Origin of the sequence: Vulcanococcus sp. CPBay_Sum15L08_68 (assembly GCF_017855895.1) — a bacterium.
Taxonomy (GTDB): Bacteria; Cyanobacteriota; Cyanobacteriia; order PCC-6307; family Cyanobiaceae; genus Vulcanococcus.
Genome location: NZ_JAFMFX010000027.1, coordinates 1 through 21658, shown reverse-complemented (window position 1 = coordinate 21658; position 21658 = coordinate 1). Strand labels below are relative to the sequence as shown.

At 63.5% G+C, this 21658-nt stretch carries 22 protein-coding genes, 1 tRNA gene and 1 pseudogene; 9 read left to right on the top strand and 15 right to left on the bottom strand.

What is annotated here, in order from left to right; all coding sequences use genetic code 11:
• Nucleotides 1-118: 118 nt before the first annotated feature.
• Nucleotides 119-1504 carry a magnesium transporter gene (gene mgtE, locus QZ189_RS06310; protein ID WP_296416638.1) on the bottom strand — a complete coding sequence of 462 codons (1386 nt, stop codon included), beginning with the start codon at nucleotides 1502-1504 and terminating at the stop codon, nucleotides 119-121.
• 72 nt (nucleotides 1505-1576) lie between these two features.
• Between mgtE and QZ189_RS06305 the strand changes: the two genes are divergently transcribed.
• Nucleotides 1577-2044 (top strand): glutathione peroxidase, encoded by a 468-nt coding sequence (locus tag QZ189_RS06305; RefSeq protein WP_247476539.1) that lies wholly within the window; start codon nucleotides 1577-1579, stop codon nucleotides 2042-2044.
• Here QZ189_RS06305 and QZ189_RS06300 read toward each other — a convergent pair.
• Genes QZ189_RS06300 through gyrB form a run of 4 tightly spaced genes read right to left on the bottom strand, consistent with a single transcriptional unit; the run spans nucleotide 2041 to nucleotide 5069 of the window.
• A complete protein-coding gene (locus QZ189_RS06300; RefSeq protein WP_296416641.1) occupies nucleotides 2041-2439 on the bottom strand; it encodes a CrcB family protein in 399 nt (132 codons plus the stop codon). The two genes, QZ189_RS06305 and QZ189_RS06300, sit on opposite strands and share 4 nt — an antisense overlap.
• The gene (locus tag QZ189_RS06295) at nucleotides 2429-2791 is read right to left on the bottom strand and encodes a CrcB family protein (RefSeq protein WP_247476536.1); all 363 of its coding nucleotides are present in this window, start codon (nucleotides 2789-2791) and stop codon (nucleotides 2429-2431) included. Before QZ189_RS06295 ends, QZ189_RS06300 begins: the two co-directional genes overlap by 11 nt.
• A 5-nt stretch (nucleotides 2792-2796) precedes the next feature.
• Entirely contained in the window at nucleotides 2797-3108 is a 312-nt protein-coding gene (locus QZ189_RS06290) for an SH3 domain-containing protein (protein ID WP_296421343.1), read from the bottom strand.
• A complete protein-coding gene (gyrB, locus tag QZ189_RS06285; protein WP_247476534.1) occupies nucleotides 3108-5069 on the bottom strand; it encodes a DNA topoisomerase (ATP-hydrolyzing) subunit B in 1962 nt (653 codons plus the stop codon). Before gyrB ends, QZ189_RS06290 begins: the two co-directional genes overlap by 1 nt.
• A gap of 183 nt (nucleotides 5070-5252) precedes the next feature.
• On the opposite strand from gyrB, the gene miaA reads away from it, so the two are divergent.
• Both miaA and infC read left to right on the top strand, forming a co-directional pair.
• Complete coding sequence (gene miaA / locus QZ189_RS06280) at nucleotides 5253-6167, top strand: tRNA (adenosine(37)-N6)-dimethylallyltransferase MiaA (RefSeq protein ID WP_296421342.1); 915 nt, start codon at nucleotides 5253-5255, stop codon at nucleotides 6165-6167.
• 42 nt (nucleotides 6168-6209) lie between these two features.
• Nucleotides 6210-6851, top strand: a complete 642-nt coding sequence (infC, locus tag QZ189_RS06275; RefSeq protein ID WP_010314200.1) for a translation initiation factor IF-3 — start codon at nucleotides 6210-6212, stop codon at nucleotides 6849-6851.
• Here infC and QZ189_RS06270 read toward each other — a convergent pair.
• Complete coding sequence (locus QZ189_RS06270) at nucleotides 6848-7597, bottom strand: dienelactone hydrolase family protein (protein WP_296421341.1); 750 nt, start codon at nucleotides 7595-7597, stop codon at nucleotides 6848-6850. The genes infC and QZ189_RS06270 overlap by 4 nt on opposite strands.
• 106 nt (nucleotides 7598-7703) lie before the next feature.
• Here QZ189_RS06270 and QZ189_RS06265 point away from each other — a divergent pair, with 106 nt between their 5' ends.
• Nucleotides 7704-8693, top strand: coding sequence for a GntR family transcriptional regulator (locus tag QZ189_RS06265; RefSeq protein ID WP_247476531.1), 990 nt, complete (start codon nucleotides 7704-7706; stop codon nucleotides 8691-8693).
• 69 nt (nucleotides 8694-8762) lie between these two features.
• Here QZ189_RS06265 and QZ189_RS06260 read toward each other — a convergent pair.
• Nucleotides 8763-8834: transfer RNA gene (locus QZ189_RS06260), tRNA-Gly, on the bottom strand.
• A 33-nt stretch (nucleotides 8835-8867) separates the two neighbouring features.
• Between QZ189_RS06260 and cysE the strand changes: the two genes are divergently transcribed.
• Nucleotides 8868-9668, top strand: coding sequence for a serine O-acetyltransferase (gene cysE / locus QZ189_RS06255; protein WP_296416647.1), 801 nt, complete (start codon nucleotides 8868-8870; stop codon nucleotides 9666-9668).
• Here the strand turns inward: cysE and secA are convergent, their stop codons facing one another.
• From secA to rfbA, 5 genes are read right to left on the bottom strand one after another with little or no spacing between them, the layout of a single operon-like run.
• A complete protein-coding gene (secA, locus tag QZ189_RS06250; RefSeq protein ID WP_296421340.1) occupies nucleotides 9669-12545 on the bottom strand; it encodes a preprotein translocase subunit SecA in 2877 nt (958 codons plus the stop codon).
• Between the two features lie 29 nt (nucleotides 12546-12574).
• Nucleotides 12575-13681: a dTDP-glucose 4,6-dehydratase gene (gene rfbB / locus QZ189_RS06245; protein ID WP_296421339.1), complete on the bottom strand. Its 1107-nt coding sequence runs from the start codon at nucleotides 13679-13681 to the stop codon at nucleotides 12575-12577.
• A complete protein-coding gene (gene rfbD / locus QZ189_RS06240; RefSeq protein WP_296421338.1) occupies nucleotides 13681-14565 on the bottom strand; it encodes a dTDP-4-dehydrorhamnose reductase in 885 nt (294 codons plus the stop codon). Before rfbD ends, rfbB begins: the two co-directional genes overlap by 1 nt.
• Nucleotides 14562-15152 (bottom strand): dTDP-4-dehydrorhamnose 3,5-epimerase, encoded by a 591-nt coding sequence (rfbC, locus tag QZ189_RS06235; RefSeq protein ID WP_296421337.1) that lies wholly within the window; start codon nucleotides 15150-15152, stop codon nucleotides 14562-14564. The genes rfbD and rfbC overlap by 4 nt, the downstream gene beginning before the upstream one ends.
• The gene (gene rfbA, locus QZ189_RS06230; protein ID WP_296421336.1) at nucleotides 15142-16032 is read right to left on the bottom strand and encodes a glucose-1-phosphate thymidylyltransferase RfbA; all 891 of its coding nucleotides are present in this window, start codon (nucleotides 16030-16032) and stop codon (nucleotides 15142-15144) included. Before rfbA ends, rfbC begins: the two co-directional genes overlap by 11 nt.
• Nucleotides 16033-16061: 29 nt before the next feature.
• Here rfbA and QZ189_RS06225 point away from each other — a divergent pair, with 29 nt between their 5' ends.
• Nucleotides 16062-16517 (top strand): GNAT family N-acetyltransferase, encoded by a 456-nt coding sequence (locus QZ189_RS06225; protein WP_247479815.1) that lies wholly within the window; start codon nucleotides 16062-16064, stop codon nucleotides 16515-16517.
• Here the strand turns inward: QZ189_RS06225 and ribH are convergent.
• Both ribH and psbZ read right to left on the bottom strand, forming a co-directional pair.
• Nucleotides 16514-16996, bottom strand: coding sequence for a 6,7-dimethyl-8-ribityllumazine synthase (gene ribH, locus QZ189_RS06220; protein WP_247476524.1), 483 nt, complete (start codon nucleotides 16994-16996; stop codon nucleotides 16514-16516). The two genes, QZ189_RS06225 and ribH, sit on opposite strands and share 4 nt — an antisense overlap.
• Before the next feature lie 42 nt (nucleotides 16997-17038).
• Entirely contained in the window at nucleotides 17039-17227 is a 189-nt protein-coding gene (gene psbZ, locus QZ189_RS06215) for a photosystem II reaction center protein PsbZ (RefSeq protein ID WP_010314175.1), read from the bottom strand.
• A gap of 119 nt (nucleotides 17228-17346) precedes the next feature.
• Between psbZ and mutS the strand changes: the two genes are divergently transcribed.
• Nucleotides 17347-20061: a DNA mismatch repair protein MutS gene (mutS, locus tag QZ189_RS06210; RefSeq protein WP_296421334.1), complete on the top strand. Its 2715-nt coding sequence runs from the start codon at nucleotides 17347-17349 to the stop codon at nucleotides 20059-20061.
• Here the strand turns inward: mutS and QZ189_RS06205 are convergent.
• The gene (locus QZ189_RS06205; protein ID WP_296419468.1) at nucleotides 20043-20678 is read right to left on the bottom strand and encodes a precorrin-8X methylmutase; all 636 of its coding nucleotides are present in this window, start codon (nucleotides 20676-20678) and stop codon (nucleotides 20043-20045) included. The two genes, mutS and QZ189_RS06205, sit on opposite strands and share 19 nt — an antisense overlap.
• Before the next feature lie 49 nt (nucleotides 20679-20727).
• On the opposite strand from QZ189_RS06205, the gene QZ189_RS06200 reads away from it, so the two are divergent.
• Nucleotides 20728-21420, top strand: coding sequence for a type II toxin-antitoxin system Phd/YefM family antitoxin (locus QZ189_RS06200; RefSeq protein ID WP_296421333.1), 693 nt, complete (start codon nucleotides 20728-20730; stop codon nucleotides 21418-21420).
• Nucleotides 21405-21658, top strand: a pseudogene (locus QZ189_RS06195) (DNA polymerase III subunit delta); the annotation flags it as partial. The gene QZ189_RS06200 and the pseudogene QZ189_RS06195, both read left to right, overlap by 16 nt.

The window sequence follows — 21658 nt, the reverse complement described above, 5'->3', positions numbered from 1 at the left end:
TCTCGGTCCGCTGCAGCGGGTCGGCTCGAAGCGATTGCGACGACCACGGCTCGAAACGTGAACTGATGTAAAGCCTACCCTGAAGAAGTGTAAAGCGACTCTCAGGAAGCCAAATCCCTTAGCCAGAGGCCCGAGTCAGCAACCAACTGGCGGTCTGCAGGTAGATGAAGACCCCCGCCACGTCGGTGGCTGTGGCGATAAACGGCGCCGACATGAGAGCCGGATCCAAGCCCAGGCTGTTGAACAACAGCGGCAACGCCGCTCCAGCGGTCGCCGCCAAGGTGGTGATCGCCACCAGGCTGATCCCAGCCGCCGAAGCCACGAGCCAGTTGCCGCCGCTCACATAGGCCGTCCAGGGCACCACCACCAGCACCATCAACAGGCCCAGCAGGGCTCCCGCAATCGCTTCTCGGCCAATGGCCAAGGCAGGGCCCAGGCTTTGGATGCGCTGGGTGCTCAGGCCGCGGATGACCACCGTGGAGCTCTGGGCACCGACATTGCCCCCGGTGCCAATCAAGAGGGGAATGAAGGCCGCCAGGACCACCACCTGCTTGAGCACTCCATCCATCGAAGCGATCACCGCAGCGGTGCCGCTGTTGGCGATCAGCAGAACCAACAGCCAGACCACCCGGCGCCGGGCCACGCTGAACAGGTTGCTCTGGAAATAGTCGTCCTCATCGCCGGCCTGCACGGCACCGGCGGCGTAGAGGTCCCGGGTGGCCTCCTGCTGGATCACGTCGATCACGTCATCGACGGTGACGATTCCCACCAGCCGCTCCTCGCGGTCAACAACCGGGACCGCCAAGAAGTCGTAGCGCTGAATCACCCGCGCCACCTCCTCTTGATCGGTGTCGGTTCCGACGCTCACCACCTCACGGGTCATCACGTCGCCCACCCGCTGCTCTGGATCCGCCACCACCAGGTCCCGCAGGGACAAGATCCCGGTGAGGTGACGGGAGGCATCCGTCACGTAGAGGGCATAGATCGTCTCGGTGTCCCGGGCCCGGCGGCGCACGATCGTGAGCGCCTGGGCAACGCTGTGGAACTCCTTGAGGTCGATGAACTCAGTCGTCATCAGACGACCAGCCGTCTCCGGTTCGTAACCCAGGAGCTGGGCCGTCACCCGACGCTCCGCCGGACTGAGCTCCGCCAATAGGCGACGGACCACCTTCGCCGGCAACTCGTCGAACAGATCCACCCGGTCATCGGGGGACATCTCTTCCACCAGCTCCAGGACTTCACTGGAGCGCAAACGCTCGAGCAGGGTCTGCTGAACCGTGGGCTCGAGGTACTCGTAAACCGCGATCGCCTCGTCCTTGGGCAGGAGCCGAAAGGCCAGGGCCTGAAGCGTGCGGGGCAGACCGCCGATCGCTTCGGCGATATCCACCTCTTGCACGGGCTGCAGCAGCAGCTTCACCGCGTCGTAATTCCCTGCCTCCAGAAGCCCTCGCAGCTCCTGGATAAACACCTCTGGATTCATCGCTGCAGTAGACGCCTCACCCATGGCCCCTCAGCTGCAACACGCCGAGTTTATGGGGCAGGGCCGCTAGGGTCCGGCCTCCCCCGGATCAATTCCATGGCCATCAGCGTCAACGATGTTGTGGTGACCAACGGCAGTGGCGAGCAGCAACGCCTCGGCGACCTCAATGGTCAGGTCCTGCTGGCCGTCAACGTCGCCAGCCGTTGCGGTTTCACCCGCCAGTACGCCGGTCTGCAGGCCCTGCAAGAGAGCTATGGCAGCCAGGGTTTCAGCGTGATCGCTTTCCCCTGCAACGACTTTGGTGCCCAAGAGCCTGGGAGCCTTGATGAGATCAAGCAGTTCTGCTCGACCACCTACGGCGTGACCTTCCCCGTCTACGCCAAGGTGGCCATCGGCGAGGCCCCCTTCAGCACCCTCACGCAAGCTGAGCCCGCCGGTGCCGTGGCCTGGAACTTCGAGAAGTTCCTGATCGGCAAGGACGGCACCGTGCTCAAGCGCTTCAAGAGCAACGTCGAGCCCGACTCCGCTGAGCTCAAGGGCGCCATCGAAGCCGCCCTCGCCTAGGCGTTAAAGACGCGGCGGCTGAGCTGAAAACCAGCCGCCGCACACGCCAGCCCCAACAGCAGGCTCACAACGATCAGCAGGAGCCCGAACACGGGCTGACCGGCTTGCAGCAGCTTGACCACATCCAGCATCCAGCTGCTGAAGGTGGTCAGGCAGCCGCAGAAACCAATCCCCAACAGCAGCAACAAGCTGGGGCGCCGGGGCATCGGACCCGCCAAGAAGCCAAGGATCAACGAACCGATCAGGTTCACCAGCAGATCGGAGACGGCACTGCCGCCAAGGACAGGGCCCAAGTGGACGCCGCTCTGCCAGCGCAGCCATGCACCCGGCACCGCGCCGCAGCCCACCAAGGCCAGCTCCTTCAAGGCAAAGCGGAGTTGACGATCAGCCACCAATCGCCACCCCCGCCAAGACCGCCAGGACTCCGGCCACGACAGAGCCCAGGGCCAACAGCGCCACCTCCTTGGGCAGACCGGCCCGAAGGCCCTGCAGCAATTCAACGCTGAAGGTGGAGAAGGTGCTGAGGCTGCCCAAAAACCCGGTGGCCAGCAGCAAACCAAGGCGTTGATCCGGGCCGCAACGGCTCACCAACGCAGCCACCAGGCCTAAGGCAAAGCAAGCGATGACATTCACCGTGAATGTCCCCCAGTGCTTTCGGGGAAGCATCGGCTCCAGGTGATTGACCACGCGAAAGCGCAGCCAGGCACCTGGTACGGCTCCGATCGCAACCAACAGGGCGTCGCGCATCTGGCCTAGGCCGCCGCCATCCAGCCACGCCGCGACGCAACCTTGACCTGCAACCAGCGTTCCCCACGCTGATTGCGCCAGGTCCTCAGCACCTCAATCGGAGAATCCACAGGGACCTGGGCCAAGACAGGAGCCTGGTGCTCTGGGGAGGCCTGAAGGCATCCCTTGGTCGTGCTCAAGAAGGGATCACTGGCGCACCGGCGCCGAATCTCAGCCTGCCGGCGCTCACCACCACCAGCCGGCAGGGCCACCGGTGCAAACAGGGCAAAAGCCAAGATGGCGCCCCAACGCAAACTGGCGTAAGGCTGGGCCGCCATCAGATATCCAGCTGGGCCAGATCCAATTCGGCGCTGTGGGTTTCGATGAATTCGCGGCGGGGTGCGACCTTGTCGCCCATCAGGATCGTGAAGATGCGATCCGCTTCGGCAGCGTCTGCGATCTCAACGCGCTTCATCATGCGGGTGGAGGGATCCATGGTGGTTTCCCACAGCTGCTTGGGCATCATTTCGCCCAAACCCTTGAAGCGCTGGATCGTGAAATTCGCCTTCTCGCCGAAGCCTTCGATCGTGGTTTTGAGGTCAGCTTCGTTGTAGCAATAGGTGTGGTTCTTGCCGCGCTCCACCTTGTAGAGCGGCGGACAAGCGATATAGATGTAGCCGCCTTCCACCAGCGACTTCTGGTAGCGATAGAAGAAGGTGAGCAGCAGGGTGCGGATGTGGGCGCCATCCACGTCGGCATCGGTCATGATCACGATGCGGTGGTAGCGGAGATTCTTGTCATCAAATTCTTCGCCTTTGATACCTAAACCAAGGGCTGTGATGAGCGCCTGAATCTCCGTGTTCTTGTAGATCTTGGCGTCGTCCGTTTTTTCGATGTTGAGGATCTTTCCCCGCAGCGGAAGAATGGCCTGGAAACGACGATCCCGCCCTTGCTTAGCGGAGCCACCTGCGGAGTCACCCTCAACGATGTAAATCTCGGACTCACCCGGGTCGCGGGACGAGCAATCGGCCAACTTGCCCGGCAGGGTTGAGCTTTCAAGGACGCTCTTCCGGCGCACCAGCTCACGGGCGCGTCGAGCCGCTTCAGCAGCATTGAACGCCTGGATCGCTTTCTCGAGGATCAGGTCAATCACGGAAGGATTGAACTCGAGGTATTCGCCCAGGGCTTCACCGACCAGAGAGTCGACGATGCCGCGCACCTCGGTGTTGCCAAGCTTGGTCTTGGTCTGACCCTCAAACTCCGGCTCGGGAACCTTGACCGACAACACAGCGGTCAAACCCTCCCGGATGTTTTCACCGGCGAGGTTGGAGTCCGATTCCTTCCGCTTGCCTCGCTTTTTGGCGAAGGTATTGAGTGTCCGAGTCAGGACTGTCTTAAGACCCTCAATGTGAGTGCCGCCATCAACGGTACGGATGTTGTTAGCGAAGCCAAAGATGTTATCGGAGTAGGCATCGACGCACCATTGCAGTGCGGCCTCGATTTGTACTCCGTCTTTTTCTGAATTGACGTAGATAATGTCGGGATGCAGAGCGTCCTTCTCCGCATTCATGTAGGCGACGTATTCCTTGATGCCGCCTTCGTAGTGATAAATCTCTTCGTGAGCCTCACCCTCTGCATTGCGCGCAGCAGGACGCTCATCACGAAACACAATCTTGACCCCACCATTGAGGTAGGCCAGCTCCCTCAAACGGGCTGAGAGGGTGTTGTAGTCGAACTCGATCCCAACGGTGAAGATTTCAAGATCCGGCTTGAAACGCACCGTGGTGCCTGTCCGGCTGGCATCCGCTGCGGGCTCAATCGCCAAGGTGCCAATCGGCGCACCCCGCTCAAAGCGTTGCCGGTGTTCCTTGCCTTGGCGATAAACAACAACCTCAACCCACTCAGAGAGAGCGTTAACCACGGACACACCAACGCCGTGGAGACCACCCGAAACCTTGTAGCCGCCAGCTCCAAACTTGCCACCGGCATGCAGCACCGTCAGAACGGTTTCGAGGGCACTCTTGCCAGTTTTCGGGTGGACATCAGTCGGAATGCCCCGACCGTTGTCACTGACGGAACAGCTGCCGTCCTCTTCGATCGCAACCCGGATCTCGTTGCAATGCCCCGCCAGGGCCTCGTCGACGGAGTTGTCGACCACCTCATAAACCAGGTGGTGCAAGCCCCTCGGCCCAGTCGAGCCGATGTACATGCCAGGGCGCTTACGGACCGGCTCCAAGCCCTCCAGGACCTGGATCTGCTCGGCGCCGTAGGCAGCCTGAACTTTCGTGGCTTCGCTCATGGAATCCTGCAGGAGCTGAACCTCTCCCGCAGGAGGCTCGACAAGGGCGAAAAGCCGAGCAAAGACCAGCCTTTGAGGGGCAATCTACCACTGTTGCAATAGAGGCGCTTGCAGGGCTCGCTGAGGGGCAATTTCAGCAAGGGGGGCACCCCTCCATTTGCTGTCAACCGGCAAAGTGCGCTGATGAGTCCCTCCAGCCAGCCCCTCGTCATCGCCTTGATGGGGCCAACGGCCAGCGGCAAAACCGCCCTGGCCATCGAGATCGCCCAGGCCCTGGATCTCGCTGTCCTGTCTGTCGATTCCAGGCAGCTGTACAAGGAGATGACGATCGGCACCGCGAAACCGACTGCCGAGCAGCGGGCCACCGTTCGCCATGAGCTGCTGGACCTGCGGGCGCCTGACGAACCGATCAACCTTCAGGAGTTCCGCCAGGAAGCCGATCAAGCGATCGAAGCGGAACACAAGCGGCGGGGAATTGCTTTCCTTGTGGGCGGGAGCGGCCTGTACATCAAGGCCATCACCCAAGGGATGACTCCGCCAGCGGTCCCTCCGCAACCTCAATTGCGGGCGGACCTAGAGGCGCTGGGCCAAAGCCAGTGCTACGCCCTTCTGCGCCAAGCCGATCCAGACGCCGCTGGGCGGATCATGGCCAATGACGCCGTGCGCACACAGCGCGCCCTTGAGGTGCTCTATGCCACCGGTCGCCCCCTGAGCCAACAGCAGGGCTCCAATCCGCCCCCCTGGCGGGTCCTGGAACTGGGTCTCAACCCCAGCAACCTCAGGCAACGCATTGCCCAGCGCAGTCGGGCGCTGTACACCGATGGCTTGGTGGCAGAGACCCGAGGGCTTCTGGAACGTTATGGGCAGGGCTGCGCCCTGCTGGACACCATTGGCTATGCGGAAGCTGGAGCCCTACTGCGGGGGGAGCTGACCGAAGAGCAAGCCATTGAGCAGACCACCAAGCGCACCCAGCAGTTCGCCAAGCGCCAGAAGACCTGGTTTCGCCGGCAGCATCAACCCCTATGGCTGGATGCACCAGGCCAAGAGGGCAATCCCTTGAAGCGGGCCTTGTCGGCGATCGAGCACGTCCTAGGGTGAACGGTGAACAGCAACTGTTTTTCCGTCCTCTCGCCCGTCTGAATGCCACCCCGTCCTCGTTTTGACCGCCGTGCTCCTGTTCGGGAGCTCCCCAACATCAACGACCGCATCAATTACCCCCAGCTCCGGGTGGTCGATGCCGACGGCAGTCAGCTAGGAGTGATCACCAGGGAAGAAGCGCTCGACGTCGCGAAGGACCGTGAGCTGGACCTGGTCCTGGTGAGTGAGAAGGCTGACCCACCGGTCTGCCGGATCATGGACTACGGCAAGTTCAAATTCGAGCAGGAAAAGAAAGCCAAAGAAGCCAAGAAAAAGTCGCACCAGACCGAAGTTAAAGAGGTCAAGATGCGCTACAAGATCGACCAGCACGACTACGACGTGCGGCTCGGTCAGGCCTCTCGCTTCCTCAAAGCAGGTGACAAGGTCAAGTGCACCGTGATCTTCCGCGGACGGGAGATCCAGCACACCGCCCTGGCCGAACAGCTCCTGCGCCGCATGGCCAAGGACCTCGAGGAAAAGGCCGAGATTCAGCAGGAGCCCAAGCGTGAGGGCCGGAACATGATCATGTTCCTCAGCCCGCGCAAAACACCCCTGGCCAAAGAGAAAGAGGCCGAGGCTGCTGCCAGCAAAGCGGTGCGCACGATCGAGACCCCTCGTCAGGCGGCAGCCAAGGCCGAAGGCTAGAGCGCCTCAGCGAAGAGCTCCAGCATCTGATTCCATCCCGAGGCAGCTGCCTCAGGGTGGAAATCTGCTCTGGCCTGGCACATGTATCCGTGACCGGCCCCAGCTGCCACAACCAGTCGGTGGCGACTCCCTTCGGTATCCGCTGAGCGCAGGGCTCGATCAATGGCCTGCAACTCCTCAGCGGGCATCAAGGGATCTTGATCACCGCAGAAGCACCAGAGTCGCCCTGCAACCTCAGGCACGACCGACAGGGTTGTCTTCTCAACCGCACCAGGCTTGAAGGACGAGACCCGAGCTCCATAGAAATCACAGGTGGCTGCGATCGCCGGGTTCGTCGCAGCCAACATCGCCAGGTGACCGCCAAAGCAAAAGCCAACGCAGCCGAGGCTTAAAGAAGGATGGGACTGCTGGATCCAATCGACAGCGGCTTGGACGTCCGCCAGGAGCTGCTCGGCCGTCACACGGTCACGGTGCTCACGGCCAGCGGCCAAACCTGCCTCGTCGTAGCCCACATCCAAATCGGGAGCAGAGCGCGAGAAGGTGCTCAGGGCTAGGGCTGCGTAACCCTCCTGGGCCAACCGCTCCGCCACGCTGCGCACCCAGCTGTTCACTCCAAACACCTCTGGCAGCACCAAGACCGCCCCGCGAGGCTGCTCAGGCAGAACCCACCAGCCCGGCATCACCGTGGCTGTCACACCCGCTGCTGCTGGAACAGAGATCTGAACCCAGCTGGCCTCAATGGTCATCGCATTCGCGCTCTTGGAAACCGGCACAGGCTTTTATGCCAACAATGCAATTGTCACCGGGAACAAAGGTCCGTAAGGTGGCCCGAACAGCTTGTGCCACTCGGGCGTGCGGTTCCACATTCAGCAGGACAGCGATATCCCGGCCTCGAGCCAGCTGTACAACCAGATTTGCTTTGCGATTGCGGCGCGGCACTTCCCGCCAGGCCATCGACTACCCAGTACGCGCCAACTGGCGATGCAGACCGGCCTGCATCGCAACACCATCAGCAAGGTCTACCGGCAGCTGGAAAACGACGGCGTGGTGGAGGCCATGGCCGGCTCGGGCATCTACGTCCGCGATCAACAGAACCCACGGGAAATCAAGCCACCGCCGGGTCCCCGTGGACGGCACCTTCCTGACATCGACCGCGAGGTCAGGCAGAGCGTGGATGGCCTGCTGAACGCCGGCTGCACCCTGCAACAGGCCCGGGAGCTCTTGACCCGTGAGATCGACTGGCGGCTGCGCTGCGGCGCCCGGGTGCTGGTGAGCACCCCGCGGGAGGACATCGGCGCCTCAATGCTGATCTCCGAGGAGCTCACCCCCCACCTGGATGCCCCGGTCGAGGTCGTTCCGATGGAGGAACTGGAGGCGGTGCTCGAGAACTCCAGCAACGGCACGGTGGTCACCAGCCGCTACTTCCTCCAGCCCGTGGAGGAGATCGCCAAACGCCATGGTGTGCGGGCCGTACCCGTGGATCTCAATGACTTCCGCCACGAGCTGGACCTGCTGAAGGACCTCCGCGCCGGCAGCTGCGTGGGACTGGTCAGCATCAGCCCTGGCATCCTGCGGGCCGCGGAAGTGATCCTGCACAGCATGCGCGGCAACGAACTGTTGTTGATGACCGCGACCCCCGATGTCAGCAGTCGCCTGCTGGCCCTGCTGCGGGCCTCCAGCCATGTGCTCTGCGACCGCCCAAGCCTCCCGCTGGTCGAGCAGAGCCTGCGCCAGAACCGCTCTCAGCTGATGCGTATGCCGCAGGTGCACTGCGCCCAGAGCTACCTCGGGACGGCAACGATTGACCAGCTACGCAAAGAGATCGGGCTGCTCTCAAGCTGAACTCGGCTGGAGAGGCAATGAAATTGATTTCGCAACAATGAGCTGAGCAATCAGCCTTGTTGTTTCACAAGCGGATGAAGAGATTCGAACTCTCGACCCTCTCCTTGGCAAGGAGATGCTCTACCACTGAGCTACATCCGCAATCGCCGCGGCTCAACCGCCGGCTTAGAGATCATGCATGACCGAGGGCCCCTCGGTCAAACTCTTGCTCAGCAAGATGGAACGATGCTGAACGCGCTGCGAGCCGACCTGGCGATCATCAAGGAACGGGATCCAGCGGCGCGTGGCACGTTCGAGATCCTGTTCTGCTATCCGGGGCTGCATGCCCTGACCTTGCACCGGATCAGTCACCGGCTCTGGCGGGTCGCACCCCTGCCTGCTCGGCTGCTGAGCCAGGTCGGACGCTGGCTCACCGGGATCGAAATTCACCCCGGTGCCCGGATTGGCCGTGGGGTCTTCATCGACCACGGCATGGGGGTTGTGATCGGCGAAACGGCAGTCGTCGGCAACAACTGCCTGCTCTATCAGGGGGTGACCCTCGGAGGCACCGGCAAGGCCCATGGGAAACGCCACCCGACCCTGGCGGAGAACGTCGTCATCGGCGCGGGGGCCAAGGTCCTCGGCGCCATTGAAGTCGGTGCCAACACGCGCATCGGCGCTGGTTCAGTGGTGCTGCGTGATGTCGCCCCGGACAGCACCGTGGTCGGCGTTCCTGGACGGGTCGTCCACCAGAGCGGGGTTCGCGTGAACCCCCTGGCCCACTCCGCCCTTCCCGACGCCGAGGCTCGGGTGATTCGCAACCTGATGGAGCGCATCGACGCCCTCGAGACGGAGCTCACCCGCACGCAGGACTGCCTCCGCAACCTGGCAGAGGGCAAACCCCTGGATGAGCCCTGCAGGGCTGCCGCCGCGCAGAACCTCATGGACCGCGAAATTCTGGAGTTCCTGGGGGACAACCCAGGAACCACCAATTAATTAAGCCGAGGCTTCTGCTCCCGAGGGCGCCGGCTGGAACATGAACATCGAATAGATGACGTTGCGGCGCATGCCGGTCATCATCTCGAGGAACATGTCGTAGCCCTCGTTCTTGTACTCAATCAGCGGATCCTTTTGACCGATGGCTCGCAGGCCAACGGACTCCCGCAGGGCATCCATCGCCTGGAGATGTTCGCGCCAGAGGGTGTCAATCTGCTGAAGGATGAAGAAGCGCTCGGCCTCACGCATCAAGCCTGGACGCTGCTGCTCCACCTGACCTTCTTTGATGTCGTAGGCGTTGCGTAGCTGCTCCTGCAGGAAGGCCTTGAGCTCATCAACGGAGAGTCCACTGAGCTGTTCAGGCTTGAGGTCCTCCAGCAAATAGACGAACTCCTGGACCTTGGCCACCAAGCGGCCCAGATCCCACTCCTCGGGCGGAAGATCAGGGTTGACGTAAGCATCAACGATGTCCTGCATCGTGCGCTCGCCGTAACCAACCACCTGCGCCTTGAGCTCCCGTCCCTCGAGCACACGACGGCGCTCGGCATAGACGGCCTTGCGCTGGTTGTTCATCACCTCGTCGTACTCAAAGACCTGCTTACGGATGTCGTAGTAGTAGGTCTCGACCTTTTTCTGAGCCCCTTCAAGCGAACGCGTGAGCATGCCGGATTCGATCGGCATGTCCTCCTCGACGCGGAAGGCATTCATCAGGCCAGCGACCCGGTCGCCGCCAAAGATGCGCAGCAGGTTGTCTTCCAGGGACAGGAAGAAGCGGGTGCTGCCCGGGTCGCCCTGACGACCGGCCCGGCCCCGCAGCTGGTTATCAACCCGTCGGGACTCATGGCGCTCGGTGCCGATGACATGCAAACCACCGGCCTCGCGAACGACCGAATCTTCCGACTTGGTCACCACCTCAAATTCACTGCGAACACGCTTGATCATTTCCCGCAGCTGCAGGATCTGGGCGTCCTCCGTCGGGGCCTTTTCTGCCGCCTGGGCGATGCGGTCTTCCAGCTCCAGAACGCTGAGCTGACGATCCCCCCAAGCCTTGACCAGATCGTGGGCCAAACCGGAGAGGGCCTGATCCGTGCCGTCCGTAAGCGTGCAGGGATAGAGGGTGCCGATCGCCTTGGCTTCCGAGGGGGCCTTGGCTGATTCAGTCGCTGAAGCAGCACCAAAGCCAGGGGCGGCCTCAGGGGCTCGCTGCAGGGGCACCGGAGGCTTATGGCCGTCTTCCGGGCGCACCAATCGAGGCAGGAGCACCTCACGCAGCTTCAGGCGGGCCATGTAGTCGGCGTTGCCGCCGAGGATGATGTCGGTGCCGCGGCCAGCCATGTTCGTGGCGATGGTCACAGCACCAGTGCGGCCGGCCTGGGCCACGATTTCGGCCTCGCGCTCGACGTTCTCCGGCTTGGCGTTCAGCAGGTTGTGGGGAATCTGCTGCTCCGCCAGCAGGGTGCTGAGCAGCTCCGACTTCTCAACGCTGGTGGTGCCCACCAGCACCGGCCGACCCTGCTTGTGCACTTCGGCGGTCTCGAGCGCCACGGCCCGCCACTTCGCCGTTTCGTTTTTGTAGACCTGGTCCGTCCAGTCCTGACGCGCCCGGGTGCGGTTGGTGGGAACGATCGTGACCTCGAGTTTGTAGGTCTTCTCGAATTCCACCTCTTCCGTTTTGGCGGTACCGGTCATGCCGGCCAAGCGGGGATAGAGCAGGAAGAAGTTCTGGTAAGTGATCGAGGCGAGGGTTTGGGTCTCCGGCTGAATCGGCAGACCTTCCTTGGCTTCGATCGCTTGGTGCTGACCATCGCTCCAACGGCGCCCAGGCATCACCCGGCCGGTGAACTCATCGACGATCACGGCGTCATCACCGCGGACGATGTAGTTCACGTCCTTGATGAACATCTCCTTGGCCTTGAGGGCGTTGTTGATGTAATGCGCCCAAGGATCCTGGGGATCGAACAGGTCAGCCACACCCAGGAGTTGCTCGGCTTTGGCGTAGCCCTCATCGGTCAAGGTGCAGCTGCGCTGCTTCTCATCGACCTCGTAGTCACCCTCAGGGTCGATGCCGTCCTTACCCATCTCCGCAGCGCGCACCAACTGGGCCGCCACCTCAGACGCCTTCTGGTACTTCTCCTGGGGACGCTCCACCTGACCGGAAATGATCAAGGGTGTGCGCGCCTCATCGATCAGGATCGAATCCACCTCGTCGATGACGCAGTAGTGGAAGTCCCGCTGCACCACCTCGGCGATGTCATTCGCCATGTTGTCGCGCAGGTAGTCGAACCCCAGCTCGGAGTTCGTGGCGTAGGTGATGTCACAGCCGTAGTTCAGGCGCCGGCTGGAGGGATCCATGTCCTGCTGGATCAGACCCACCGACAGGCCCAAGAAGCGATGAACCTGACCCATCCACTCCGCGTCCCGGCGTGCCAGGTAGTCGTTCACGGTCACCACATGAACGCCGCGGCCCGTTAAGGCGTTGAGGTAGCTGGGCAGCGTGGAGACGAGGGTTTTGCCCTCGCCGGTTTTCATCTCGGCGATCTGGCCGTCGTGCAGGATCATCCCGCCAAGCAGCTGCACATCGAAGTGGCGCATGCCGAGCACGCGCTTGCCGGCTTCGCGGACCACAGCGAAGGCCTGGGGCAACAACTCATCCAGCAGCTTTCGCTCACGCTCGAGGGTGGCTTCGCGGCTGAGGCCCCGCTGAAGGCAATCGTCCTGGAGGCTGCTGAGCTTCTGCCGGAATTCGGACGTCAAGCCGCGCAGCTCGTCGTCGGAGAGGGGGGCGACCTCCTCCTCGAGCAGATTGATGTCGGAAACAATCGGCTGGTAACGCTTCAGCTTGCGGGCATTGGGGTCACCCAGCAGCAGCTTGAGCATGGAGAGAGCCGATTTGAGCTCCGGGCAGCCTACTGAGAGTGACGGCCCTGCCCAGCTGAGAGGCCCTGGCGCTCTCCCGTCCAACCGGAGCGCTGCCGCATCGCCTGGCACCAGCCCAGGTGATCGAGGTACCAATCGACCGTCGCGGCCAGTCCCTGTTCAAAGGGATGGCGCGGCGTCCAGCCCAGTTCCTGCTCAATGCGGCCGGGATCAATCGCATAACGGCGGTCATGGCCGGGGCGATCCGTCACCGGGGTGATCAGGCGGGAGTGGGGAGCCCCCTGGGGCAAGCGCTGATCCAGCAGGGTGCAGATGGCCTCAACCACCTGCTTATTGGTGCGCTCCCCGTAGCCACCCACGCAGTAGCTGCGGCCGGGCTGGCCCTGGGTGGCCGCCAGCAACAGCGCATCGACGTGGTCCTCCACGTACAACCAATCGCGCACATTCCCGCCGTCGCCATAGAGGGGAATGGGCTCGCCAGCCGCGGCCTTGAGGATGACAACCGGGATCAGCTTCTCCGGGAATTGCCAGGGGCCGAAGTTGTTGGAGCAGTTGGTCAGCACCACCGGCAAGCCATAGGTGTGGTGCCAGGCGCTCACCAGGTGATCGCTGGCCGCCTTGCTGGCGGAGTAGGGCGAACGGGGGTCATAGGGCGTGGTCTCTGAAAAACGACCCTGCTCGCCCAGGGAGCCGAACACCTCATCGGTGCTGATGTGGTGGAAGCGGAAGGCCTGCGCACGATCCGCCGGCAACTGCTCGAAGTGGGCCCGGGCCGCCTGGAGCAGGTTGAAGGTGCCGAGCACGTTGCTGCTGACAAAGACGCCAGGGCCATCGATGGAGCGATCCACGTGGCTCTCAGCAGCCAGGTGCATCACCAGATCGGGATCGGCCTGACGCACGGCAGCGGCGGTGGCCTCAGGGTCACTGAGGTCCACCTGCAACAGCTGATGGCGCTGCGCTGCTGTCTCGCCAAACTGCTCAATACCCGTGAGATCGCTGGCGTAGCCGCACTTATCGAGATTGAAGACCTGGATGTTGGTCTCAGCCAACAGCCGCCGCACCACCGCCCCGCCGATAAACCCGGCCCCACCGGTCACCAGCACGCGCTGGATCGAGCTGGGAAGCGAAACCGTCATCACGCTGGGGTGCTGGCTGGATTGGAGGCTATGCGCAGCAGCACCTGCTCCAGGGCCGCTCGCCAGTGCTGGGGCTGCAGGGACAAGGCCTGGCGCGTCGCCGTGCAGTCGAGCAACGAATAGGCAGGGCGCCGGGCAGGGGTGGGGTAGTCAGCGGTCGGTATCGGCCTCACCTGAGCCACCCTGCTGAGCAAGCCGTGCGTCACGCCGAGCTCAGCAATGGCAACGGCGAAGTCATACCAACTGGCCGCGCCGGCATCGCTCCAATGCAAGATCTGCGGAGCACCGTCTTCGAGGGCGAGAACCCGCCAGCAGGCTTGAGCCAAGCCCAGGGTGGAGGTGGGACAGCCCACCTGATCAGCGACCACACCCAACTGCTCGCGTTCGGCCAGCAGGCGCAGCATCGTTCGGCAGAAGTTGCTGCCCACCGGGCCGTAGACCCAGCTGGTGCGCAGCACCCGGGCACAGGAGTGCTGCAGAACAGCGGCCTCACCCGCCGCCTTGGTGCTGCCATAAACCCCAAGGGGCTCTGCCGGTTGCTCAGGGCGATACGGCGAACCCTGCTGACCGTTAAAGACAAAGTCGGTGCTCAGCTGAAGCAACCGGCCTCCGTGATCCGCCTGGGCTTGAGCCAAGGCAGCTGGGGCCAGCGCATTGACGGCCTGGGCAAGCTCTGGTTCCGACTCGGCCCGATCCACGGCTGTGTAGGCACCGGCGTTGATCACCCAGTCGGGTTGATGCGCTTGAGCGATGCGGCGGCAAGCGGCCTGGTCCGCAAGATCCAGCTCCTGGCGTCCGCACGCGATCAGCTCAATCCCCTCTGGGCACGCAGCCATCAAGGCCTGACCCAACTGGCCCGCTGCGCCCGTCAACAGAACCTTCACTGGAAGCCATCCCCTGCGGCGATCAGCGCCTGCCAAGAGGGTGCTGCCGCGTCTTTCTCCGCCAAAAGTGGCGCGGTGGATTGGGGCCAGGCAATGGCGAGATCAGGGTCACTCCAGAGCAGGGAGCGCTCGCTCTCTCGATCCCAGAAATCGGTTGTCTTGTAGAGCACCTCCGCCTGGGGGCTCAGGGTCAAAAAGCCATGGGCAAAGCCCACCGGCACCCAGAGCTGCTGTTGGTTGTCGCTGCTCAGGCGAGCGCTAACCCACTGGCCAAACGTGGGGGAAGACTGGCGGCAATCCACGGCCACATCAAAGATCTCGCCCTGGATGCAGCGCACCAACTTCCCTTGGCCATGGGGGTCCTTTTGAAAGTGCAGCCCGCGAAGAACCCCCTGACTGGAGCGGGAGTGGTTGTCTTGAACAAAGTCAGCGGGTGACTGCCCATCCGCCTCCAGAACAGCGTTGAAGCTGCGCTGGTTCCAGCTTTCGTAGAAGAAGCCACGGGCATCGCCGAACACCCGGGGGGTGATCAGCAGGGGGCCGGACAGCTGCACTCCAGCCGCCGTCGCTAGGCGCTCAGCCTGCATTGGCAAACTCCAGAAGCTGCAGCAGATACTCGCCGTAGCCGCTCTTGCGCAGAGGCTGAGCGAGGGCCGCGAGCTGATCGCCGCTGATCCAGCCCATGCGCCAGGCCACCTCCTCGGGGCAGCCCACCTTCAAGCCCTGGCGATGCTCCAGGGTGCGGATGTAGCTACCGGCCTCGTGGAGTGAATCGCAGGTGCCGGTATCGAGCCATGCCATGCCACGGCCCATGAGCTCCACCTGCAGCTGGCCATCCCGCAGGTACTGACCGTTGAGATCCGTGATCTCCAGCTCACCCCGCGCTGAGGGGACCACCTGCTTCGCACGCTCCACCACGGAGTCGTCATAGAAGTAGAGGCCCGTCACCGCGTAGCGGGACTTGGGCTTGGCGGGTTTCTCCTCAATGCTCAGGACCTGGCCACCTGTGGAAAACTCAACGACGCCGTAGCGCTCCGGATCCCGAACCGGATAGGCAAAGACCGTGGCCCCCTGGGCGGTTGCGTTGGTGCTGCGCAGCTGAAACAGCAGGTCATGGCCGTGGAAGAGGTTGTCCCCGAGAACGAGGGCCGCCGGGGCACCAGCCAGGAACGCCTCACCAATCAAAAACGCCTGGGCTAAGCCGTCGGGGCTGGGCTGCACCGCATAACAGATCTCCATGCCCCAGGCGGAGCCATCCCCAAGCAAGCGCTGGAATGCCGCTTGATCGTGGGGGGTGGTGATCACCAAGACCTCACGAATCCCCGCCAGCATCAAGGTGCTGAGGGGGTAATAGATCATCGGCTTGTCGTAGACGGGCAGCAGCTGCTTGCTCACCGCCTGGGTAATCGGGTGAAGCCGCGTCCCCGAACCACCGGCGAGAATGATGCCCTTGCGCTCCTGAGCCAAGGTTGTCCGCCCGCTGGGAGGATGTTGGCATGGAAGGGACCAGGCTGATCCTGCATGCCCCGGGTGCTCCAGGACTGCGCTGGCTCGGCATGGGACCGGGCTGGAGGCCGACCCGCGGCCTGTTCAAGCTGCAGCGGCTGTTCAACCAACACGCCTTCTGGGCAGAGAACCGCTCCATTGATGAGCTGCAGCGCATGCTCCAGGGCAGTGCAGCCGTCGCCAGCCTCTGGCAAGGCAAACGCCTCGTGGGCTTTGGGCGCGCCACAAGCGATGGGATCTATCGCGCCGTTCTGTGGGATGTCGTTATCCCTGAGGACCTGCAGGGCAAGGGTCTAGGCCGGCTGCTGGTGGAGGCCCTGGCCAATTCTCCGCAGCTCAAGGGAGTGGAGCGGGTCTATCTGATGACCACCAACAGCGCCGGCTTCTACAGGCAGCTGGGCTTTGAAGAGGTCGCGGGACAACGGCTGATGCGCCGGGACAACTAAGCCTTGGGCAAAGCGGCCATCAGGCTGCCCATCTCAATGGCTTGCAGGCCATAGCTCCAGCCCAAATTGCTCTTGATGCCCGCCCGCTCCAAGGCCTGCTGCATCGTGTCGGTGGTGAGGACGCCAAAGATCACCGGCACGCCGGAGTCGCGGCTAACTGCCGCAACACCTTTGCTGACCTCTGAGACCACCACATCGAAGTGGGGGGTGTCGCCGCGGATCACAGCTCCCAGGGTGATCACCACTTGGTAGCGACCGGATTGGGCCAGGCGCTGAGCCACCAAAGGGATCTCAAAGCTGCCTGGAACCCAGGCCACATCCAACTGGGCGCTGCTATCGGACGTATCAATCCCGTGACGGGAGAGGCAATCGAGGCAGCCGCTCAGCAGCTTGGCCGTCACTAAATCGTTAAAGCGGGCAACAACAACGGCAACCCGCAATCCAGACGCGCCGGAAAACTGGCCTTCAAAAACGGTCACGTCAGCTGAGCTCGCGATCTGCTCAGCCTAAGCAGACGGATATCAAGCGACGAAGAAGCTCATGCCCCAGTTGACCAGCACCAGAGCAACCCACGCGATGCTGCCCAGCAGGATCAGGCGGTTGGAGCGGCCGCTGGTGTCATCGCTCGCGTACAGCACGGGAACCGCCACGATCAGAGCGAAGGACATCACCACCAGGGCCAGCACTGAAAGGGTGTTGAGGATCGTCATGGAACTGGGGGTGGCGTCCTGTCAGTTGGCAAATCCTCCCACGCAGGTTGGAGGCCCCCAGGGTTCCTTCACAAGTTGTGGCGCGCCTACGATCTGGCCGCGTTGAAGACAGCCTGCCTGTGGCCGACCAAACCGAGTTGGCGCTGCAGGGCTCGCTGTTCGGGCTTGAGCCAGAGCCAGCAACGATCCAAACCAAAGAAGCTGTCTCTGAGCTGGATCACGAGGCCCTCGAGCGGGATGCCCAGTCCAGACCGCGGGTTCGGCAAAGCGCCGCTCAGGAACAAGACACCGTCACTGAGGAGTGCGAGCAGGAGGAGAGCAGCAGCGACGACCTGCCGGCCTGGCACCACCACAGCCTGGTGGACCGCGAGCAGCTCACACCGATGCTGCGCCACTACGTCGAACTCAAGGCAGAGCATCCCGAGCGGGTGCTGCTCTACCGGCTCGGTGACTTCTTCGAGTGCTTTTTCGAAGACGCCATTGCCCTCTCCCGCCTGCTGGAGCTGACCCTGACGGGAAAAGAGGGCGGCAAAGCAATCGGACGGGTGCCGATGGCCGGCATTCCCCATCACGCCGCTGAGCGCTACTGCGCCGATCTCGTCGGGCGCGGCTACAGCGTTGCCCTCTGCGACCAGGTGGAAGAGGCCGCTGAGCGCAGCAAAAACGGCGGAAAACCAGCGCTGCTCAAACGAGAAATCACACGGGTGCTGACCCCAGGCACGGTGCTGGAGGAGGGGATGCTCACGGCCCGCCGCAACAACTGGCTCTGCGCGGTGGTCTCTGAGCAACAGCGCTGGGGCCTGGCCATCGCCGATGTGAGCACGGGCGAATTCCGGGTGACTGAACGGGAGGGCAGTGACCAACTGCACCAGGAACTCCTGCAGGTGGAAGCCGCTGAAGTGCTCTGGCCAGCACCTGAAAAGGGAAGCGAACGCCCTGCTTGGTGTCCTGCATCCCTGCAGCTGACGCCCCTCAGCCGCACCCCCTTCGCCCTGAACGAGTCGAAAGCCACCGTCTTGGCGCGCTTTGCGCTGGCCAGCGTCGATGGCTTGGGCTTAGGGGAACAACCCTTGGCCCTGCGCGCTGCCGGTGGTCTGTTGCGCTACCTCAGCGATACCCAACCGGGCTGCGAGATCCCCCTCGAGCTGCCCACGACATGGACTGCCGGCGACCAGCTGGTGCTCGATGCAGCCACCCGCCGCAACCTCGAGCTGACCAAGACCCAATTGGGAGGTGGACTGCAGGGGTCACTGCTCTGGGCCCTGGACCGGACGATGACGGCCATGGGGGGCCGTTGCCTGCGGCGCTGGATCGAGGCTCCCCTGGTGGATCTGGAACTGATCCGCTCCCGCCAAGAGGCCATTGGGGAACTGGTGAGCGGCAGCCAGGCCCGCAGCTTGCGCTTGGGGGTGCGCCGCCTGCTCAGGCCCATGGGCGATCTCGAGCGACTCGCCGGACGGGCCGGAGCTGGAACGGCTTCGGCGCGTGATCTCGTGGCCCTGGCGGATGGTCTGGAGCGACTGCCAGCCCTGGCTGGCCTACTGGGCGAGGTCACCAGTGCACCCCTTGTGGCCCTGGCGAGGCCGTGGAGCGAACTTGAGGCCCTAGCTGCTGAGCTGCGGCACCAGTTGCTGGACACCCCACCGTTGACCCTTACGGAGGGAGGACTGATCCATGACGGCGTGGACCGCCAACTCGATGGCCTGCGCAACCAACTGGATGACCAGGACGCCTGGCTGGCCGAGCAGGAGCAGGCGGAACGGCTGAACAGCGGGATCAGCACCCTCAAGCTCCAGTACCACCGCACCTTTGGCTACTTCCTTTCCGTCAGTAAGTCCAAGGCCAAGGACGTGCCGGACCACTGGATTCGCCGGCAGACCCTGGCCAACGAGGAACGCTTTGTCACCCCCGAGCTGAAAAACCGCGAGGGACGGATCTTCCAGCTCAAAGCTCGGGCGGCCCAGCGGGAGTACGAGCTGTTCTGCCAGCTGCGTCAGCGCGTAGGCGAGCAGGCCGGGCCAATTCGCTTCGCCGCCCGGCTGGTGGCCGAACTGGATGCCCTGGCGTCGCTGGCGGAGGTGGCCGCCACCTCCAGGTACTGCAAACCGCAACTGGTCCCCGACAGCCGCTGCCTGGAGATCCAGGGGGGACGCCACCCCGTGGTGGAGCAACTGCTGGTGGAGGAACCGTTCACGCCCAACGACGTCAGCCTTGGGGAGGGCTGCGACCTGGTGGTGCTGACCGGGCCCAACGCCAGCGGCAAGAGCTGCTACTTGCGCCAGACCGGACTGCTGCAGCTGATGGCTCAGATCGGCAGTTGGATCCCAGCTGACGGGGCGCGACTGGGCATCGCCGATCGAATCTTCACCCGGGTGGGGGCAGGGGATGACCTGGCGGCCGGCCAATCCACCTTCATGGTCGAAATGGCCGAGACCGCCAACATCCTTCACCACGCCAGCAGTCAATCGCTGGTGCTGCTGGATGAGATCGGCCGAGGAACCGCCACCTTCGATGGGCTCTCGATCGCCTGGGCCGTGGCCGAGTACCTCTCAGGCGATATCGGCGCCCGCAGCATCTTTGCGACCCACTATCACGAGCTCAACGAGCTGGCCGAGCAGCGCAGCAACGTCGAGAACGCTCAAGTGCTGGTGGAGGACACCGGTTCAACCCTGCGCTTCCTGCACCGGGTCGTCAGCGGCGGCGCCAACCGCAGCTACGGCATCGAGGCCGCTCGACTCGCCGGCGTGCCGGCCCCGGTGGTGCTGCGGGCCCGCCAAGTCTTAAGTCGCATCGAGGCCAACAGCCACGTCAGCGTTCAAGCGGACGCCGCCTGATCCAACCAAGCCCGGCGCAACAGGGCATTCAGCGCCGCACCCACCAAGCCAGCACCGCCGCGGCTGCCGTCGAGACGGATCTGAGCTAAGTCGCTGGCGGCGAGATGGCGCTTGCTCTCCGCCACGCCCACGAAGCCAACGGGCATGCCAATCACCAAGGCAGGCGCTGCCACCTGGGCGGTACGGACCTGCTCCAACAGCAGCTCCAAGGCCGTTGGTGCACTGCCAATCAAGACCACTGCGCCCGGATGGGCGCGCAAGGCCTCTTGCATCCCCACCGCCGCTCGGGTCCCGCCCTCGGGAGCCCGTTCGGGGGCCCAATCGAGCACGCTGCGCACGACGTTGCCAAAGGTCCGCTTTGCCATCGGAGCCACCGCCGCCGCTGCCATGGCGGTGTCCGTCAGGACCGGCGCCTGGGCACGGAGTGCCGCGAGACCGAGTTCACAGGCCTGAGCTGAAAACGACACCCCCCGAACCAAGCTGAGGTCGCCGCTGCTGTGAATCAGGCGCAGCACCACATCCCGTTCGGGAACCGATAAACCCTCCAGAGCGCCTTCGGGCAAGGCCGCTTCGATCAGACGCAGGCTCTCGCTGAAGATCGGATGGTCGAATCCCATGGGGATCAGCATGCCCGGCTGACAGACTCTGTACAGACTGTGCAGTGCGATGTCGGCAGAGCGTTTTGGCGTACAGGAAGCCCGTCAGCGCTTCCCAGAACTGCTGGTGCGCGCCTCGAAGGGCGAGCGGCTGGTGATCCAACGCCACCGCCAGGATCTGGCGGCCATCGTCCCCTTGCAGGACGCGGCGGGTGGTCCCAGCAGCCAAGAAGCGATGGAGAACCTGCTGAGCCTCAAGGGAAGCGCCAAGGAGCGCAGCGCTCAGCAGCGAACGCCTGGGGCAGCCGGTGCAAAAGCTCGCTTTCAAGCCAGACAACTCGGCCCCGGCAGCCGCATCGCGCTGGACGGCAGTGCCCTTGTGGCTTTTCTGAATGACGACCCGCAAACCAGCCGGGTGCTGGAGCCCGTCCTTCAGGGCATCGCCCAAGGCAGCTGGCAAGGGGTGATCAGCAGCATCAGCCTGATGCAGGTCATGGAGACTGCCCTCTGCCAAGGGGATGAAGCCCTGGCCTTGCGCTACGGCGCCGCCTTTGCAAACCCCAGGCAGTGGCGGCAGGTGCCGCTCGATGGGGATCTCGCCCTGGCCGCCAGCCGTCTCCAGCAACAGGAACCGGAGCTGGAGCTTCACCACGCGATCGAACTGGCCACAGCAATTCAGAACGAGGTGGCTGTGTTGGTCACAGCCGATGGGGATCTGGCGCAAACTGCACTGCACCCTGTGCTGCCATGCCGATCCATCTGATCTGGGGCGACGACGAAGCCGCGCGCAGCCGGGCCGTCGAAGCACTGGTCAAGAACCAGGTCGATCCCTCCTGGCAGAGCATCAACCTCAGCCGTCTGGACGGCAACGATGCCAATCAGGCCGCTCAAGCCCTGGAGGAAGCGCGAACAGCCCCCTTCGGCGGCGGCGATCGGGTGATCGTGTTGCAGCGCAGCCCCTTCTGCAATCAGTGCCCGGCTGATCTGGCGGAGCAGCTGGA

Excerpts from the sequence above, each read along its gene's own strand:
- mgtE (WP_296416638.1), bottom strand. The coding sequence starts at position 1,504 with ATGGGTGAGGCGTCTACTGCAGCGATGAATCCAGAGGTGTTTATCCAG.
- QZ189_RS06305 (WP_247476539.1), top strand. The coding sequence starts at position 1,577 with ATGGCCATCAGCGTCAACGATGTTGTGGTGACCAACGGCAGTGGCGAG.
- QZ189_RS06295 (WP_247476536.1), bottom strand. The coding sequence starts at position 2,791 with ATGCGCGACGCCCTGTTGGTTGCGATCGGAGCCGTACCAGGTGCCTGG.
- QZ189_RS06290 (WP_296421343.1), bottom strand. The coding sequence starts at position 3,108 with ATGGCGGCCCAGCCTTACGCCAGTTTGCGTTGGGGCGCCATCTTGGCT.
- gyrB (WP_247476534.1), bottom strand. The coding sequence starts at position 5,069 with ATGAGCGAAGCCACGAAAGTTCAGGCTGCCTACGGCGCCGAGCAGATC.
- miaA (WP_296421342.1), top strand. The coding sequence starts at position 5,253 with ATGAGTCCCTCCAGCCAGCCCCTCGTCATCGCCTTGATGGGGCCAACG.
- infC (WP_010314200.1), top strand. The coding sequence starts at position 6,210 with ATGCCACCCCGTCCTCGTTTTGACCGCCGTGCTCCTGTTCGGGAGCTC.
- QZ189_RS06270 (WP_296421341.1), bottom strand. The coding sequence starts at position 7,597 with ATGACCATTGAGGCCAGCTGGGTTCAGATCTCTGTTCCAGCAGCAGCG.
- cysE (WP_296416647.1), top strand. The coding sequence starts at position 8,868 with ATGCATGACCGAGGGCCCCTCGGTCAAACTCTTGCTCAGCAAGATGGA.
- secA (WP_296421340.1), bottom strand. The coding sequence starts at position 12,545 with ATGCTCAAGCTGCTGCTGGGTGACCCCAATGCCCGCAAGCTGAAGCGT.
- rfbB (WP_296421339.1), bottom strand. The coding sequence starts at position 13,681 with ATGACGGTTTCGCTTCCCAGCTCGATCCAGCGCGTGCTGGTGACCGGT.
- rfbC (WP_296421337.1), bottom strand. The coding sequence starts at position 15,152 with ATGCAGGCTGAGCGCCTAGCGACGGCGGCTGGAGTGCAGCTGTCCGGC.
- QZ189_RS06225 (WP_247479815.1), top strand. The coding sequence starts at position 16,062 with ATGGAAGGGACCAGGCTGATCCTGCATGCCCCGGGTGCTCCAGGACTG.
- psbZ (WP_010314175.1), bottom strand. The coding sequence starts at position 17,227 with ATGACGATCCTCAACACCCTTTCAGTGCTGGCCCTGGTGGTGATGTCC.
- QZ189_RS06205 (WP_296419468.1), bottom strand. The coding sequence starts at position 20,678 with ATGGGATTCGACCATCCGATCTTCAGCGAGAGCCTGCGTCTGATCGAA.
- QZ189_RS06200 (WP_296421333.1), top strand. The coding sequence starts at position 20,728 with ATGTCGGCAGAGCGTTTTGGCGTACAGGAAGCCCGTCAGCGCTTCCCA.